This window comes from Pseudomonas sp. WMBT8 (genome assembly GCF_050916005.1).
Classification (GTDB): domain Bacteria; phylum Pseudomonadota; class Gammaproteobacteria; order Pseudomonadales; family Pseudomonadaceae; genus Aquipseudomonas.
In genome coordinates this window covers 5,171,281-5,187,375 of the sequence record NZ_CP188096.1, presented here as the reverse complement: position 1 = coordinate 5,187,375, position 16,095 = coordinate 5,171,281, and the positions used below count along the sequence as shown (strand labels likewise).

General features: G+C 60.9%; 13 protein-coding genes. 1 reads left to right on the top strand and 12 read right to left on the bottom strand.

The window, feature by feature from the left end; translation table 11 throughout:
- Positions 1–369 precede the first annotated feature (369 nt).
- The 4 genes from ACO77H_RS23575 to ACO77H_RS23560 are packed head-to-tail and all read right to left on the bottom strand — an operon-like array spanning position 370 to position 3,857.
- Complete coding sequence (locus ACO77H_RS23575) at positions 370–1,527, bottom strand: osmoprotectant ABC transporter ATP-binding protein OsmV (RefSeq protein ID WP_029291958.1); 1,158 nt, start codon at positions 1,525–1,527, stop codon at positions 370–372.
- Positions 1,524–2,177: an ABC transporter permease gene (locus ACO77H_RS23570; protein WP_027604864.1), complete on the bottom strand. Its 654-nt coding sequence runs from the start codon at positions 2,175–2,177 to the stop codon at positions 1,524–1,526. Before ACO77H_RS23570 ends, ACO77H_RS23575 begins: the two co-directional genes overlap by 4 nt.
- A gap of 13 nt (positions 2,178–2,190) precedes the next feature.
- The gene (locus tag ACO77H_RS23565) at positions 2,191–3,084 is read right to left on the bottom strand and encodes a glycine betaine ABC transporter substrate-binding protein (protein ID WP_169950973.1); all 894 of its coding nucleotides are present in this window, start codon (positions 3,082–3,084) and stop codon (positions 2,191–2,193) included.
- 20 nt (positions 3,085–3,104) lie between these two features.
- Positions 3,105–3,857, bottom strand: a complete 753-nt coding sequence (locus tag ACO77H_RS23560; protein WP_262381389.1) for an ABC transporter permease — start codon at positions 3,855–3,857, stop codon at positions 3,105–3,107.
- 295 nt (positions 3,858–4,152) lie between these two features.
- On the opposite strand from ACO77H_RS23560, the gene ACO77H_RS23555 reads away from it, so the two are divergent.
- Positions 4,153–5,736, top strand: coding sequence for a peptide chain release factor 3 (locus ACO77H_RS23555; RefSeq protein WP_169950969.1), 1,584 nt, complete (start codon positions 4,153–4,155; stop codon positions 5,734–5,736).
- Positions 5,737–5,800: 64 nt separating this feature from the next.
- Here ACO77H_RS23555 and ACO77H_RS23550 read toward each other — a convergent pair whose 3' ends face one another.
- The 8 genes from ACO77H_RS23550 to ACO77H_RS23515 form a co-directional block, all read right to left on the bottom strand.
- Positions 5,801–6,139, bottom strand: a complete 339-nt coding sequence (locus tag ACO77H_RS23550; protein ID WP_432754629.1) for a hypothetical protein — start codon at positions 6,137–6,139, stop codon at positions 5,801–5,803.
- Between the two features lie 260 nt (positions 6,140–6,399).
- Positions 6,400–8,658, bottom strand: coding sequence for a TonB-dependent siderophore receptor (locus ACO77H_RS23545; protein ID WP_169950965.1), 2,259 nt, complete (start codon positions 8,656–8,658; stop codon positions 6,400–6,402).
- A 341-nt stretch (positions 8,659–8,999) separates the two neighbouring features.
- Positions 9,000–9,971: a peptide ABC transporter ATP-binding protein gene (locus tag ACO77H_RS23540; RefSeq protein WP_057958423.1), complete on the bottom strand. Its 972-nt coding sequence runs from the start codon at positions 9,969–9,971 to the stop codon at positions 9,000–9,002.
- A complete protein-coding gene (locus ACO77H_RS23535; RefSeq protein ID WP_169950963.1) occupies positions 9,971–10,939 on the bottom strand; it encodes an ABC transporter ATP-binding protein in 969 nt (322 codons plus the stop codon). Before ACO77H_RS23535 ends, ACO77H_RS23540 begins: the two co-directional genes overlap by 1 nt.
- Positions 10,940–10,949: 10 nt before the next feature.
- A complete protein-coding gene (locus tag ACO77H_RS23530; RefSeq protein ID WP_169950961.1) occupies positions 10,950–11,861 on the bottom strand; it encodes an ABC transporter permease subunit in 912 nt (303 codons plus the stop codon).
- Between the two features lie 10 nt (positions 11,862–11,871).
- Positions 11,872–12,882: an ABC transporter permease subunit gene (locus ACO77H_RS23525; RefSeq protein WP_032860135.1), complete on the bottom strand. Its 1,011-nt coding sequence runs from the start codon at positions 12,880–12,882 to the stop codon at positions 11,872–11,874.
- Positions 12,883–12,955: 73 nt separating this feature from the next.
- A complete protein-coding gene (locus ACO77H_RS23520; protein WP_169950960.1) occupies positions 12,956–14,551 on the bottom strand; it encodes an ABC transporter substrate-binding protein in 1,596 nt (531 codons plus the stop codon).
- An 80-nt stretch (positions 14,552–14,631) separates the two neighbouring features.
- Complete coding sequence (locus ACO77H_RS23515) at positions 14,632–16,035, bottom strand: OprD family outer membrane porin (RefSeq protein ID WP_169950959.1); 1,404 nt, start codon at positions 16,033–16,035, stop codon at positions 14,632–14,634.
- Positions 16,036–16,095 lie beyond the last annotated feature (60 nt).

The window sequence follows — 16,095 nt, the reverse complement described above, 5'->3', positions numbered from 1 at the left end:
CGTATCCCCACTTTGGTTCGCCTACTTCCCAAGGCATGTCGCCGAAAGCAAAAAGGCCACGGGATAAGCTTCCCTTGGCCTTGCTGTCTCGTCGTCAGTACTTGAGCCGGATGGATCGTTTCCAGCATGGACGTTCGGCGCGAACTTTAGGGCGTGAGGAGCTTGAGATCAACTAAAAATGTCGCGTTTTTGCACGCGTTCGTCGCGCGATCCCGTGCAGCTACTTATGTAACCGACCGGTGTGACGGATTGATGTTCCCCGGATGGGGCTGATCAGATGGATTTGCGGTGTATTCATCGCAGGCAAGCCAGCTCCTACAGGGATTGCATTCCAACTGTGGGAGCTGGCTTGTCTGTGATAGCGGTCTATCAGGCCAAGGCAGTCTCGGCAGGCGACACGATACTGGTCTTGCCCCCACGGGACTTACCGGAGCTCAGGTACTCGGCAATCGATTCCTGGGTCACTTCACCCAAAAACACCCGCTCGGCATCCATCACCGGCAGCCACGAGCGGTTGAACTCGTACATGCGCGACAACAGGATGCGCAAGTGCTCGTCAAACGCCGCCGTGGCGTTGAACTCGCGCAGGTATTGGGCGCAGGTACCCGTCTGACGATGCAGGTCGCGACGTCGTACATAACCCAGGGCCTTGTTCTCGGCGCAGGTGACCACCACATAGCGCCGGTCATGCTCGTCCATCAGCTCCAGGGCATCGGCCACCGGCGTTTCCGGGCTGACCGACGGGGCGTTGTCCGCCGCGTCTTCGGCCTTGACCAGCAGCAGGCGCTTGAGGGTGCTGTCCTGGCCGACAAAGTTGCTGACAAACTCGTCGGCAGGATGGGCCAGCAGGGTGTCCGGGTGGTCGATCTGCAACAGCTTGCCGGCGCGGAAGATGGCGATTTTGTCGCCCAGCTTGATCGCCTCGTCGATGTCATGGCTGACCATGATCACCGTCTTGTTCAATGCGCGCTGCATCTCGAAGAACTCGTTCTGGATCATCTCGCGGTTGATCGGGTCGACCGCGCCGAATGGCTCATCCATCAGCAGCAATGGCGCGTCGGCCGCCAGGGCGCGGATCACGCCGATCCGCTGTTGCTGGCCACCGGACAATTCACGGGGGTAGCGGTGCAGATACTGCTTGGGTTCGAGCTTGATCATGCTCATCAACTCGCGGGCGCGGTCGTGGCACTTCTGCTTGTCCCAGCCCAGCAGCTTGGGCACCACCACGATGTTTTCCTCGATGGTCATGTTGGGGAACAGGCCGATCTGCTGGATCACGTAGCCGATGTTGCGGCGCAGGGTCACTTCGTCGAGGTCGGTGGTGTCTTCGCCGTTGATCAGGATCTTGCCCGAGGTGGGCTTGATCAGGCGGTTGATCATTTTCAGCGTGGTGCTCTTGCCGCAACCCGAGGGGCCGAGGAATACGCAAATCTCGCCTTCATTGACAGTCAGGCTCACGTCGTTAACGGCAGTGACAGTCTTGCCGTTGCTTTGGAAGGTCTTGGACAGGTTTTGAAGTTCGATCATTTGAGCAATCCTTTTGGAGTCAGCGAGCGTTGCAGCCATTGCAGAAGCAGGTCGGCGAAGATGGCCAGGAGACTGACCAGCACGGCGCCAACGATCAGCATCGACATGTCGCTGCGGCTGATGGAAGCCAGAATAAGTACACCCAGGCCACCGGCGCCGATGGTGGCGGCAATGGTCATTACACCGATGTTCATCACCACCGCGGTGCGCACGCCGGCGAGGATCACCGGCACGGCGATGGGCAGCTCGACCATGCGCAGGCGCTGGCCGAAGGTCATGCCGATGCCTTTGGCGGCTTCGCGGATGCCCGGCTCGACACCGGTCAGGGCCAGGTAGGTGTTACGCATGATCGGCAGCAGGGAGTAGAGGAACACGGCGGTGATCGCCGGCATCGGCCCCAGGCCCTGGCCGAACTTGGAGTAGAACGGCAGTAGCAGGCCGAACAGGGCAATCGACGGGACGGTCAGCAGCACCGTGGCGCTGGCCTGCAACGGGCCGGCCAGGGTCGGGAAGCGGGTCATCAGCACGCCCAGGGGCACGCCGACGACAATCGCGAGGATCACGGCGATCCCGACCAGGGTGATGTGCTGCCAGGTCAGGTGTAGGACTTGGGCCCAATCAAGATGGGAAAAGGCGTTCAGAAATTCCATGTCTTCTCCTCTTTTAGTTGAGTGGGTGCTGGCGCAGGAAATCAGCGGCAACGGCCGATGGGCTTTCATGGTCGACGTCGACCCGCGCGTTCAGCTGGCGCATGGTTTCATCGTCGAACAGCGCCGCCAGTGGCTTGAGGTCGGCGGCCAATTGCGGGTGGGCATCCAGATAAACCTGGCGTACCACCGGGGCTGCGGTGTAGTCCGGGAAGTAGTGCAGGTCATCTTCCAGCAGCTTCAACTTGAAGGCGTTGAGGCGGCCATCGGTGGTGTACACCAGGCCGGCAAACACCTGGCCATTACGCAGGGCGGTGTAGACCAGGCCTGCGTCCATCTGCCGGGTGTTCTTGCGGGTGAGGTTCATGCCGTACAGCTTGACCATGCCGGCCATGCCGTCGGAACGGTTGGCGAACTCGGTATCCAGGGCCACCAGGCGGTTTTCACGGGTTGGCTCGGCCAGGGCCTTGGTCAGGTCGCTGATGGTGTTGATCTGCGGATACTCCTTGGCCACGTTTTCCGGCAGGGACAGGGCGTAGGTGTTGCTGAACTTCGACGGCGACAGCCAGACCAGGCCTTTTTTTGCGTCGAGTTCTTTCACCCGTGCGTAGGACTGTTCGCTGTCGAGCTTCTCGTCCACATGGTTGTAGGCCACCAGGGACACGCCGGTGTACTCCCAGATCAGGTCCAGTTGCCCGCTCTCCTGGGCACTGCGCGCCAGGTTGCTGCCCAGGCCGCCGGTCACGCGGGTGTCGTAGCCCTTGGTGCGCAGGTACTGGGAGGTAATTTCGGCGAGCAGGGTCTGCTCGGTGAAGACCCGGGCGCCGATACGGATCACCGGTTTTTCAGCGGCTTGCGCAATACCTGCAAACAGCAGGACGCAGCTCAATATCAAAGTCAGTTTTTTCATGTCGATTCCTTTACCCAGCCTTAAGACGGACGCAACCCGCGTTCCAGCCAGAGGCGGCTGGCCATGGTCACCAGACCGTCAAGCAGCAACGCCAGCAACGCGGTACACGCGGCGCCGAGTAGCAATTGCGGCTGATTGTTCAGGGCAATGCCGGGGAAGATCAGGCTGCCCAGGCTGTTGGCGCCAATCAGGAACGCCAGCGGTGCGGTGCCGACGTTGATCGCCAGGGCCACACGTACGCCACCGATGATGATCGGCACGGCGTTGGGCAGTTCGACGCGAAACAGCACCTGGCGCGGGGTCATGCCGATGCCGACGGCGGCTTCCTTCAAGGAGCCCTGCACGTTTTTCAGGCCTTCGTAGGTATTGCGCACGATGGGCAGCAAGGAGGCGAGGAACAGGGCGAAGATGGCCGGGCCGCTGCCGATGCCGAGGACGCCGAGGGCGATGGCCAGTACGGCCAGGGGAGGGACGGTGTTGCCGATGTTGAAGATCTGCATGAAACGTTCTGCGCGCCCGACCATATTCGGTCGGCTGAGCAGGATACCGGCGGGGATCCCTACGATCAGGGCAGCCAGCATGGAGACAAGTACAAGAATCAGGTGAGCTTGCAGGTAAAACAACAAATCGTCGCGGTACATCTCGATCGTGTTGATGCCGATCCAGTGGACCAGCAGGGCCAGGAGAGCGACGACAACCGCTCCTCCTATCAGCCCTTTGCCATAGCGAATAGCCACAGGCGGACTCCTTTTTTCTTTTGTCGGCGAACACATTTCCGAGCGGCAATGCCATTCCTGGCTGTCGGCGAATATGTTCGCGAAAAGCAGCTCGCCGATACCGGCAATGCGGTATGCGATCAAGCCATGAGCGCAGCCTCGTCAGGCTAACTTGCTGATTTTTCAGCCCCTGTTACGAGTGCGGTAGCAGGGGAGTGGACGTCTCTACCTTTTAAAAGGTTCCATACTTGGCAGCATTTAGCCACCCCCAATCGGGTGAACGGTGGTCCGGCTCCCTGGGTTTGCGCTATACTCGCCGCCCTTTTTTGACTCACCTGCCAGGCGATTTCCCATGACCCACCAGGCCGCCGAAGTCGCGAAACGCCGCACTTTCGCCATTATTTCCCACCCCGATGCCGGTAAAACCACCATCACCGAAAAGCTCCTGCTGATGGGCAAGGCGATCGCAGTGGCCGGCACGGTGAAATCCCGCAAGTCTGATCGCCATGCCACCTCCGACTGGATGGAGATGGAGAAGCAACGGGGTATTTCCATTACCACGTCGGTCATGCAGTTCCCCTATCGCGACCACATGATCAACCTGCTCGACACCCCGGGCCACGAAGACTTCTCCGAAGACACCTACCGCACCCTGACGGCGGTGGACTCGGCGCTGATGGTCCTCGACGGCGGTAAAGGCGTCGAGCCACGTACCATTGCGCTGATGGACGTGTGCCGTCTGCGTGACACGCCCATCGTCAGCTTCATCAACAAACTCGATCGCGACATCCGCGACCCGATCGAACTGCTGGATGAAATCGAAGCCGTCCTGAAGATCAAGGCCGCGCCGATCACCTGGCCGATTGGTTGCTACCGCGACTTCAAGGGCGTGTACCACCTGGCCGACGACTACATCATTGTCTACACCGCCGGCCACGGTCATGAACGCACCGATGTGAAGATCATCGAGAAACTCGACTCCGATGAGGCCCGCGCCCACCTGGGTGACGAGTACGACCGCTTCGTCGACCAACTAGAGCTGGTGCAGGGCGCCTGCCATGAGTTCAACCAGCAGGAATTCCTCGACGGGCAACTGACCCCGGTGTTCTTCGGTACCGCCCTGGGCAACTTCGGCGTCGACCACGTACTGGATGCGGTAGTCAACTGGGCACCGAAACCACTGGCGCGGGTTGCCAACGAACGGACCGTGGAGCCGGTTGAAGAGAAATTCAGCGGTTTCGTGTTCAAGATCCAGGCGAACATGGACCCCAAGCACCGCGACCGTATCGCCTTTATGCGTATCTGCTCCGGCAAATACGAAAAAGGCATGAAGATGCGCCACGTACGCACCGGCAAGGACGTGCGTATCGGCGACGCCCTGACGTTCTTCTCCTCGGAGCGTGAGCAGTTGGAAGAGGCGTTTGCCGGCGACATCATCGGCCTGCACAACCACGGCACCATCCAGATCGGCGACACCTTCACCGAAGGCGAAGCGCTGGGCTTCACCGGCATCCCGCACTTCGCCCCGGAACTGTTCCGCCGCGTACGCCTGCGCGACCCGCTCAAGTCCAAGCAACTGCGCCAGGGCTTGCAGCAGTTGGCGGAGGAGGGCGCCACCCAGGTGTTCTTCCCCGAGCGCAGCAACGACATCATCCTCGGCGCCGTGGGTGTGCTGCAGTTCGATGTGGTGGCCAGCCGCTTGAAAGAGGAATACAAGGTCGAATGCTCCTACGAGCCGATCACCGTGTACTCCGCGCGCTGGATTGATTGCAGCGACAAGAAGAAGCTCGAAGAGTTTTCCAACAAGGCCGTGGAAAACCTCGCCATCGATGGCGGCGGCCACCTGACCTACCTGGCGCCGACGCGGGTCAACCTGGCGCTGATGGAAGAGCGCTGGCCGGATGTGAAATTCCGGGCGACGCGCGAGCATCACTAAGGGTTAGCGGTACGAAAAAAGGCGAAGCTGTGATGGCTTCGCCTTTTTATTCGGCGGTAGATTATTAGGTATTGGGCCCAACTTTAAGTTGTTTAAGACTTAGATCAGCCCCCGCCCTTAGGGTTTCAACTTGTGCGGCTATTGCATCTTTGGCAATTGCTTCGCCCACGTCAGTGATTTCCTGATTCTTTATATAGTTCACACTCAAGAACAATAGGTGCATGGCAACATCCATCGCACTTTGAAAAGACAGCAGTGTATTGTTATTCCCCAGTTCATCGACCACTCTTTCCCAGCGCCGGTCAGACTCGACCTGCAAGGCCTTGAACTCCGCCAGCGACACGTCGCCGTCCTCGTAGATATCAGACAGCAGCTTTTCCAGGGATTTTGAAATGTCTCGCATGACAGCCCTCGCAAAGAATATAAGAAGTTGCAGCGGGCGGACTTTATTCTTTGCGCGTGGCGTTGCGCAATTGCGGAAACATAGAGGTTACAAGTTACAGAAAGTTAGTCTGTGAGGCGGGGATTGGTGCTGTTTTTAATGTCGGACTTGTCGTTGGTTCTATCGCGAATAGGCGGTAATGACGTGCGCCAGAATGACCATTAAAAAAGCTCCGCCAGGCATGCCGGGCGGAGCAGAGATACAGGCGCAGGTAACTGGCCTTAGAACGAAGCCGTCACCGACGCAAAATACGCCCGACCCGGTTCGTTGTACGTCTGGGCGCCCGCATCATCAGCATTGCCTTTGCGATACAGGCGCTTGTCCAGCAGGTTTTCGATGCCCACGCGTACGCTCAGGTTCTTGTTGAACTCGTAGCCGCTGCTCAAGCCCATCAAGCCGTACGGGTCCACGTCCTGCTGGGCGCTGCGATCATAGTTGCTGGCGCTGCGCGAGTTGAGGGTTGGCGACTCCTGCTTGCCGTAGTAGGTGCCGCTGACCTGGAACGACAGCTTGTCGGTGGCCTGCCAGTCCAGCGTGGTGTTGACCGTGTACTTGGGAATGACGCTCAGCGGCTCGCCGGTGTCCTTGTCCTTGGAGTCGATCATGTAGGTCAGGTTGGTGTTCCAGTCCAGGTCGTCGCGCAAGCTCATGAACAGGTTGCCTTCGACCCCCTGCACCAGCGCGGCGCCGCTGTTTTCCCATTCCAGCACACGGCGCCCGCCGTCCAGGCGGTAGGCGGCGGTGTTGCTGGCGTTGATTTTGTTCTTGTAGTCATTACGGAAGTAAGTCGCGCTGGTGCGCCAGGTGCCTTTGTCATAGGCCAGGCCAATTTCCTTGTTGACGCTGATTTCCGGTTTCAGGTCCGGGTTGCCCACCAGGTAGCAGCCACCGGAGTTGGTTTCGCCGGCGTTGCAGCCGTTGCCACGGCTGTACAGCAAGTAGTTGGGGTTGGACTGGTACAGGTTGGGCGTCTTGTAGGCCCGGGCAATCCCGCCCTTGAGGCTCAGTTCATCGGTCAACTGGTGCGAGGCGTTGAGGCTCGGGCTCCAGTTGCCGCCGTATTCTTCATGATCGTCGTAGCGCAGGCCGGGAGTGATGATGGTCTTGCTGCCGACTTCGATGTTGTCCTCGGCGAACAGCGCGTAGCTCGAGGCCGTGGTCTTGGTGCTGCTGCGGCTCATCCCCGGAATGCTCGGCACGCCGCCGGTGCCTGGGTCGTAGCTTTGTGGGCGCAGCGAGCCTGGGTCGTTCATCGACTCGTAGAGGTATTCGCTGCCCAGGGTCAGCACCTGCTCGGTGCCGAAACTCAGGGGCAGGTTGACCTCGGCGGTGGCCCGGGTGTTGCGCAAGCGCGATTCGAAACGGCCAGCGGTGGCGGAGGGTGCGCCCTCGCCGGAGCCGGCCAGGCCTTCGTTGAGGCGTGCGTTGCGGGTCAGGTCGTGGCTCAGGGAGGCCAGGGTCGAGCCCCAGTCGAACTCGCCACGGTGGGTGGCGGAGAAACTGCTGCGCTGGATCACGCTGGTTTCTTTGCCGACCAGGCTGTTAACGAACACGCCGCCGCCGTTAAGCATGGTGTCGCCGGCGAAGATATTGCCCTGGCGGCTGTAGCTGGCTTCCAGGTCCAGGGTTTGCTCAGGGGTGAATTGCCAACTGAGCAAGCCGTTGACGTCTTTGTTGCGCACACCCTCGCGGCCGGCAACCAGCGAGTCGGCGGTGGCCTGTTCAGCCTGGTTGATGGTGGAGTCGTCGGCATCGGTCTTGTTCAAGCCGCCATACACCCGGAACGCCAGGGTATCGCTCAGCGGCCCGCTGAGGTTGAAGTTGGTGCGCTTGCTCATGCCTTCGGCATCGTCTTCGGGCAGCGACACGTAAGTGGTCAGCGAGCCGTGCAACTGGTCGGTGGGGCGCTTGGTGATGATGTTGATCACCCCGCCCATGGCCCCGGAGCCGTAGCGCGCGGCGGCCGGGCCGCGCAGGATTTCAATGCGTTCGACTTCCTCGGCCGGTACCCAGTTGGTTTCGCCACGGGTATCACGGTCGCCGCTCCAGCCGTAGCGCACGGCATTGCGCGAGGTCGACGGCTTGCCATCGATCAGGATCAGGGTGTTTTCCGGGCCCATGCCGCGCAGGTCGATCTGGCGGTTGTTGCCACGGCTGCCGCTGGAACTGTTGCCGCTCAGGTTGACGCCGGGTTCACGGCGGATGATGTCCGACAGATCGTTGGTGGGTGGGCGTTTCTTGATATCTTCGGCGGTGATGATCGACACGCCGGGGGCCTGCTTGAGCTCTTCGGCGGCGGTGCCCAGGATGCGCGTTTCGCTCAGCTCCAGGGCCTGGGAGGTGCCATCGACGGGCAGGTCGCTAGCTTCTACCGGCACTTTGTCGCGCTCTCTTTCCAGGGTGTCCGCCAGCAGCGCAGGGGATGAAAGGGCGGCGATAAACGCCAGGGAGAAGTGGCTGAGCCTGAATCGAGGTGACATGTCCGCAAAATCCTTTATGAAAGGTGGCAACTGAGCGAGATGCACCAGAATTGCCTTCCAGCAGGATTCGGCGCGCTCTACGCGCCGGAATGCTAGTCATTATCAAATACAAGTAAATATCATTTACAATTTTTACACTTAGCTAAAAACAAAAAAGCCCCTCCCGCCAGACTGATGCGCAATCTGGCGGGAGAGGCTGTACAACGCTGTATTGCCCTGTGGCAGCGGGCTTGTGTGGGAGCGGGCTTGCCCGCGATGCAGGCACCTTGCACTGTCAGTTAAACCGCGCTGATGCTATCGCGGGCAAGCCCGCTCCCACACAAGCCCACCCCTCCAGGGGGTTAGGCGACGAACTGCTCCGCGTGATGGCAAGCCACCTGGCGGTTGTCCAGTTCGCGCAGCAGCGGTTCTTCACTGCTGCAGCGCTCGGTCGCATACGGGCAGCGCTTGTGGAAGGCGCAGCCGGAAGGCGGGTTCAGCGGGTTGGGCAACTCGCCGACGATCTTGATCTTCGGCTTGTTCGGGTCCGGGTGAATGGTCGGAGTGGCCGACAGCAACGCCTGGGTATAAGGGTGCAGCGGGCGCTCGTAGATGTCGTTCTTCGCGCCCATTTCCACCGGGCGGCCGAGGTACATCACCATCACGTGGTCGGCAACGTGTTGCACCACCGCCAGGTTGTGGGAGATGAACACATACGCCGTGTTGTACTGCTGCTGCAGGTCCATGAACAGGTTGAGCACCTGGGCCTGGATCGACACGTCCAGCGCCGAGGTTGGTTCATCCGCCACCAGCACCTTGGGTTGCAGCATCATCGCGCGGGCCAGGGCGATCCGCTGGCGCTGGCCCCCGGAGAACATGTGCGGGTAGCGCTGATAATGCTCAGGGCGCAGGCCCACCTGCTTCATCATCGCCTGGACCTTTTCACGGCGCTCGGCGGCGGACAGATTGGTGTTGATCAGCAGCGGCTCGCCCAGTTGATCGCCGACTTTCTGCCGTGGGTTCAACGAGGCGTAGGGGCTCTGGAACACCATCTGCACGTCTTTGCGCAGTTGCTTGCGCTGGGCCTTGTCGGCGCCGGCGACTTCCTGGCCGGCGATTTTCAAGGAGCCGGACGACGGCTCTTCAATCAGCGTCAGCGCGCGGGCCAGGGTGGATTTGCCGCACCCGGACTCACCCACCACGGCGAGGGTCTTGCCGGCTTCCAGTTCGAACGACACGCCATTGAGGGCGCGCACGGTGGCGTGGCCCTTGAACAGGCCACGGGACACTTCGTAGTGACGGGTCAGGTCGCGGGCGGTAAGAACGACGGCCATTACGCCACCTCCTGGTTCAAGGGGTAGAAGCAGCGCACAAGGCTGTGGGCTTGCGGGTCCAGGGTCGGACGGGTCTGGCGGCAGCTGTCTTGCACATACGGGCAGCGTGGCGACAGCAGGCAGCCTTGCGGGCGGTCATAACGGCCGGGGACGATGCCCGGCAGCGTCGACAGACGCGCAGCGCCCATGCTGTGTTCCGGGATCGCGGCCAGCAATGCCTCGCTGTACGGGTGCGCCGGTACGTCGAACAGGCCGGGCACCTGGCCGACTTCCACTGCTTGGCCGGCGTACATCACGCACACGCGCTGGGCTGTTTCGGCCACTACCGCGAGGTCGTGGGTGATCAGCACCAGGCCCATGTTCTGCTCTTTTTGCAGGGCCAGCAGCAGCTCCATGATCTGCGCCTGGATGGTCACGTCCAGGGCCGTGGTCGGCTCGTCGGCGATCAGCAGTTTTGGCTCGCCGGCAATCGCCATGGCAATTGCCACACGCTGGCTCATGCCGCCGGACAGCTGGTGCGGGTAGGCATCCATGCGGCTGGAAGCGCCTGGGATCTCGACCTTTTCCAGCAGTTCGATGGCACGTTTGCGCGCTTGCTTGCCGGACATTTTCAGGTGCAGGCGCAGTACTTCTTCAATCTGGAAACCCACGGTGTAGCTGGGATTCAGCGCGGTCATCGGGTCCTGGAACACCATCGCCAGGTCTTTGCCGACGATCTGCCGGCGCTGGCGGTTGCTCAGCTTGAGCATGTCCTTGCCGTCGAAAGTCAGGGAGTCGGCGGTGACGATGCCGGGATGCTCGATCAGGCCCATCAGCGCCATCATGGTCACGGATTTACCCGAACCCGACTCGCCAACGATGGCCAGTACTTCGCCTTTGTCCACGGCCAGATCGAGGCCATCGACCACCGGCACAGCGGTTTTGTCGCCGAAGCGCACATTGAGATTCTTGATTTCTAGCAGTGACATGGGAATCTCCTCACGCGGCATTCTTGAGTTTCGGGTCCAGCGCATCGCGCAGTCCGTCGCCCATCAGGTTGATTGCCAGCACGCTGAGCAAAATGGTCAAGCCAGGCAGGCTTACAACCCACCAGGCGCGTTCGATGTAGTCACGGGCCGAAGCCAGCATGGTGCCCCACTCAGGCGTCGGCGGTTGCACGCCAAGGCCGAGGAAGCCCAGGGCGGCGGCATCGAGAATCGCCGAGGAGAAGCTCAAGGTGGCCTGCACGATCAATGGCGCCATGCAGTTGGGCAGCACGGTGACGAACATCAGGCGCGGCAGGCCCGCACCGGCCAGGCGCGCGGCGGTCACGTAGTCACGGTTGAGCTCGCCCATCACCGCCGCGCGGGTCAGGCGCACGTAGGACGGCAACGACACAATGGCAATCGCGATCACGGTGTTGATCAGGCCAGGGCCGAGGATGGCGACAATCGCCACGGCCAGCAGCAGCGAGGGCAGGGCCAGCATGATGTCCATCAGACGCATGATGGTCGGGCCGAGCAAGCGCGGGAAGAACCCGGCGAACAGGCCCAGCAGGATCCCCGGGATCAGCGACATCACCACCGACGACAAACCGATCAGCAATGACAGGCGCGAGCCCTGGATCAGGCGCGACAGCAAGTCACGGCCCAGTTCGTCGGTGCCCAGCAAAAACTGCATCTGCCCGCCTTCCAGCCACGACGGCGGGGTCAGCAGGAAGTCGCGGTATTGCTCGCTGGGGTTATGGGGCGCGACCCAGGGGGCGAAGATCGCGCAGAACACGATCAGCAACATAAACAGCAGGCCGGCAACCGCGCCCTTGTTCTTGGAGAAGGCTTGCCAGAATTCTTTGTACGGCGACGGGTACAGCAGGCTCTGATCGACTGCTGACACTTGAGTTGGTGTGGTCATGGTCATGGTCTCAGCGCTGGTGACGGATGCGTGGGTTGGCGAAGCCGTAGAGGATATCCACCACGAAATTCACCAGGATCACCAGGCAGGCGATCAGCAGGATGCCGTTTTGCACCACCGGGTAGTCCCGCGCGCCAATGGCTTCGATCAGCCATTTGCCGATGCCGGGCCAGGAGAAGATGGTCTCGGTCAAGACCGCACCGGCCAGCAGCGTGCCGACTTGCAGGCCGACCACGGTCAGCACCGGGATCAGCGCGTTACGCAGGCCGTGCACGAACACCACGCGCGCCGGCGACAGGCCCTTGGCCTTGGCGGTGCGGATGTAGTCTTCGCGCAGGACTTCAAGCATCGAGGAGCGGGTCATCCGCGCAATCACTGCCAGCGGGATGGTGCCGAGCACGATGGCCGGCAGGATCAGGTGATGCAGTGCATCCCAGAACGCGTCCGGTTCGTCGGCCAGCAGGGTGTCGATCAGCATGAAGCCGGTGCGTGGCTCGATGTCGTAGAGCAGGTCGATACGCCCGGAAACCGGGGTCCAGCCCAGGCTTACCGAGAAGAACATGATCAGGATCAGGCCCCACCAGAAGATCGGCATCGAATATCCCGCCAGGGAGATGCCCATCACCCCATGGTCGAACAGGGATCCTCGCTTGAGTGCCGCGATCACCCCGGCCAATAGCCCGAGGATGCCGGCGAACAACAGGGCGGCCATGGACAGTTCCAGGGTCGCGGGGAACAGGGCGCTGAACTCGGTCCACACGCTGGTGCGGGTACGCAGGGATTCGCCGAGGTCGCCTTGGGCGAGCTTGCCGACGTAGTCCAGGTATTGCGCATACAAGGGTTTGTTCAAGCCAAGGCGTTCCATTGCCTGGGCGTGCATCTCGGGGTCAACCCGCCTTTCGCCCATCATGACTTCTACGGGGTCGCCAGGGATCATGCGAATCAACGCAAAGGTCAGCAGCGTGATGCCGAAGAACGTGGGGATCAATAACCCCAATCGGCGGGCAATAAAACTAAACATCGTGTTGTGTACCTCAATCAGCCGGTTAGGCAGGTCCGGCCCCGTCAACGTCGACGGGGCCGGGCGTCTCTTATTACTTCACCTGGGTGGTGGCGAAGTTATTGTTGGTCAGGGGGCTTTGGGTATAACCCTCGACGTTCTTGCGCATGGCAGTGAACATTTTCGGGTAAGCCATGGGGATCCACGGTTGGTCCTTGTCGAAAACGTCCAGCGCTTGTTCATAGAGTGTGGCGCGCGCGGCGGGTTCAGCCACGGCGCGGGCCTTGTCGATCAGGCCCTGAAACTCTTCGTTACACCAGCGGGCGTAGTTTTCGCCGTTTTTCGCTGCATCGCAACTCAGGTTCGGCGTGAGGAAGTTGTCTGGGTCGCCGTTGTCCCCGGCCCAGCCGGCGGAAACCATGTCGTGCTCGCCGGCTTTGGCGCGCTTGAGCATCTCGCCCCACTCCATGACCTTGATATTGACCTTGAGGCCAATCTGCGCCAGATCCGCCTGCATGCGCTGGGCGCCGAGCATCGGGTTGGGGTTGGTCGGGCCGCCGCCGTTGCGGGTGAACAGGCTGAACTCGGTGCCTTCCGGCACGCCGGCTTCCTTGAGCAGGGCACGGGCCTTGTCCAGGTCGCGGGCCGGGTTTTTCAGCTTGTCGTTGAAGCCTAGCAGGGTCGGCGGGTACGGGCCGGTGGCGTCGATGGCATTGCCTTTGCCGTACAGGGATTCGTTATAGCCATGTTTGTCGAACGCGATGTTGATTGCGTGGCGTACCCGCGCGTCGCTCATGTACTTGTGGGTGGTGTTCATGGCGGTGTAGGCGGTGGTCATCGCCGCCAGTTCCGCGACCTTCAGGTTTGGATCGGCCTTGATGCTGGGCAGGTCGTCAGGCTTGGGATACAGGGCGATCTGGCACTCATTGGCCTTGAGCTTTTGCAGGCGCACGTTGTTATCCACCGCGATGGCCAGGATCAGCGGGTCGGCGGGCGGCTTGCCACGGAAGTATTCCGGGTTGGCCTTGAAGCGCACCTGGGCGTCCTTCTGGTAGCGGGTAAAGATGAACGGGCCGGTGCCGATCGGCTTGCTGTTGAGCTCGCCGGTCTTGTTGGCGGCCAGCAGCTTGTCGGCGTACTCGGCAGAGTGGATGGCGGTGAAGGGCATCGCGACATCGGCCAGGAACGGAGCTTCAGGGCGGGTCAGGGTGAAGACCACGGTGTGGTCATCGGTCTTCTCGACGCTTTTGAGCAGTTCCTTGAAACCCATGCTTTCGAAATAGGGGAAGCCGGTGGTGGACTTGTTGTGCCACGGGTGTTTGGGGTCCAGTTGGCGCTGGAAGCTCCAGAGCACGTCGTCGGCATTCAGGTTGCGCGTGGGCTTGAAGTAGTCGGTGGTGTGGAACTTGACGTCATCTCGCAGGTGGAAGGTATAGGTCAGGCCGTCCTCGCTGATGTCCCACGATTTGGCGAGTGCGGGTTGGATTTCAGTGGTGCCGGGCTTGAAGTCCACCAGGCGGTTGAACATGGTTTCGGCGGCGGCATCGGCGGTGACGGCCGTGGTGTACAGGACCGGGTCGAAGCCTTCCGGACTGGCTTCGGTGCAGACCACCAGGGGTTTGGCCGATACGCCGATAGCGACGCTTAATAGCGCAGCGGCAACGGCAGCTTGTAGCGGGAGCATTTTCATTCAGAGCCCTCTGCAATCGATGGGACCAGGCAAGCGTAGACGGCGGGCTCGTCCTGAGCCCGCCGTCTACCTGGTGCGATTTAAAGAATGTTGAACGGGACGGTGGTAACCAGACGGAATTCTTTGACGCTGCCGTCAAACTGGTTGGCGCTGCCACGGTGTTCGACGTAGGTGGCACGAATCGCGGTGGCCTTGAGCGGGCCGCTCTGGACCGCGTATGCCGCGCCCACGCCGTATTCCTGGTGTTTTTCGCCGTCCTGGGTCTCGATGCCGGTGTAGGCGTAAGCGCCGTTGCTGTTCCCCGTGTAGTGGGTACCGTCGATGCCCCAGCCGCGTGCGGAGTAGATGTTGAACTTCAGGCCCGGCACACCGTATTCGGCCATGTTGATGGCGTAGGCGACCTGGAAGGATTTCTCGTTCGGGCCGTTGAAGTCCGACGTCAGGGAGTTGGCCAGGTAGATGCCGTTGGTTTCGTGCAGGTAGTCGAAGTACTCGTTACCGTTCACTTGCTGGTAGGAGAAGGTCAGGCTGTGAGCCTGGTGAGCCAATCCAAGGGACAGGGAGTAGGTATCGTTGTCGATCTCCCCCATCAGCTTTTTGCCTTCATCGACGGTCTTGTAGTAGTTCAGGCCGGTGGTCAAGGCCAGGACTTGGCTGTCACCCAGCTGGTGGGTTGCACCGAAGTAGTACTGGTTCCAGAAGTCCTTGACGTTGGCGCCGAAGAAGCTGGTTTTCAGGCTCTCGAACGGCTGGTAGTTGGCGCCCAGGGTGTAGACCTTGTCGGTTGTCGCACTGTTGGCGCCTTGTTGGCTGTACTCGCTGCGGAACTTCGACAGGCTCTGTTCGGAACGTGGGGAGACGCGGTCAAACACGCCGCCCTGGAACGACAGGTTGCTGAACTCTTCGCTGTTGAAGCTCACACCCTGGAAGCTCGATGGCAGGGGACGGTTGCCGATGGTATCGACGATGCCGCTGCTGAAGTTCTGGCGACCGGCCGTCAAGGTGGTGTTGGAGACACGGAACTGCACGTTGGCCAGGCCCAGTTTGCTCCATTGGTCTACGGCATTGCCGTCAGAGTCAGCCAAGGTACGGTTAGAGCCGCCCTTGATATCGCGTTTGCTGCGGTCCAGAACCAGAGCGTTGTACACCGCTACTTCGGTCTTTACGCCAACAGTGCCCTGGGTGAACCCCGAGCTGGCGTTGAGGATGGTGCCCTGGATCCAGTTGGTACGGTTGCGGTCGGTCTTCGCCACACCGTGCTCTTTGTATTTGAACTTGCCACCACGGTACAGGCTCTCGTGGGAGTACCAGTTACGCGTGGTGCCGCCCAGGCTGAAATCTTCGATAAAGCCCTTGGCCTCGCTTTGGGCGCTGGCACTGGCCAGCGTGGTCGGCACGAATTGCTGGCTTGCAGGTTCGGCGTAAGCGGTGGCGGTGATGCTGCTGATGGCCATGGCCAGTAGCACTTTGCTGCTCAATTTCATGGGTGGAGCTCCTTTGGTTCTCTTTTTTTTATGCCGGCCTTATTGGGTGAACCGGCTATT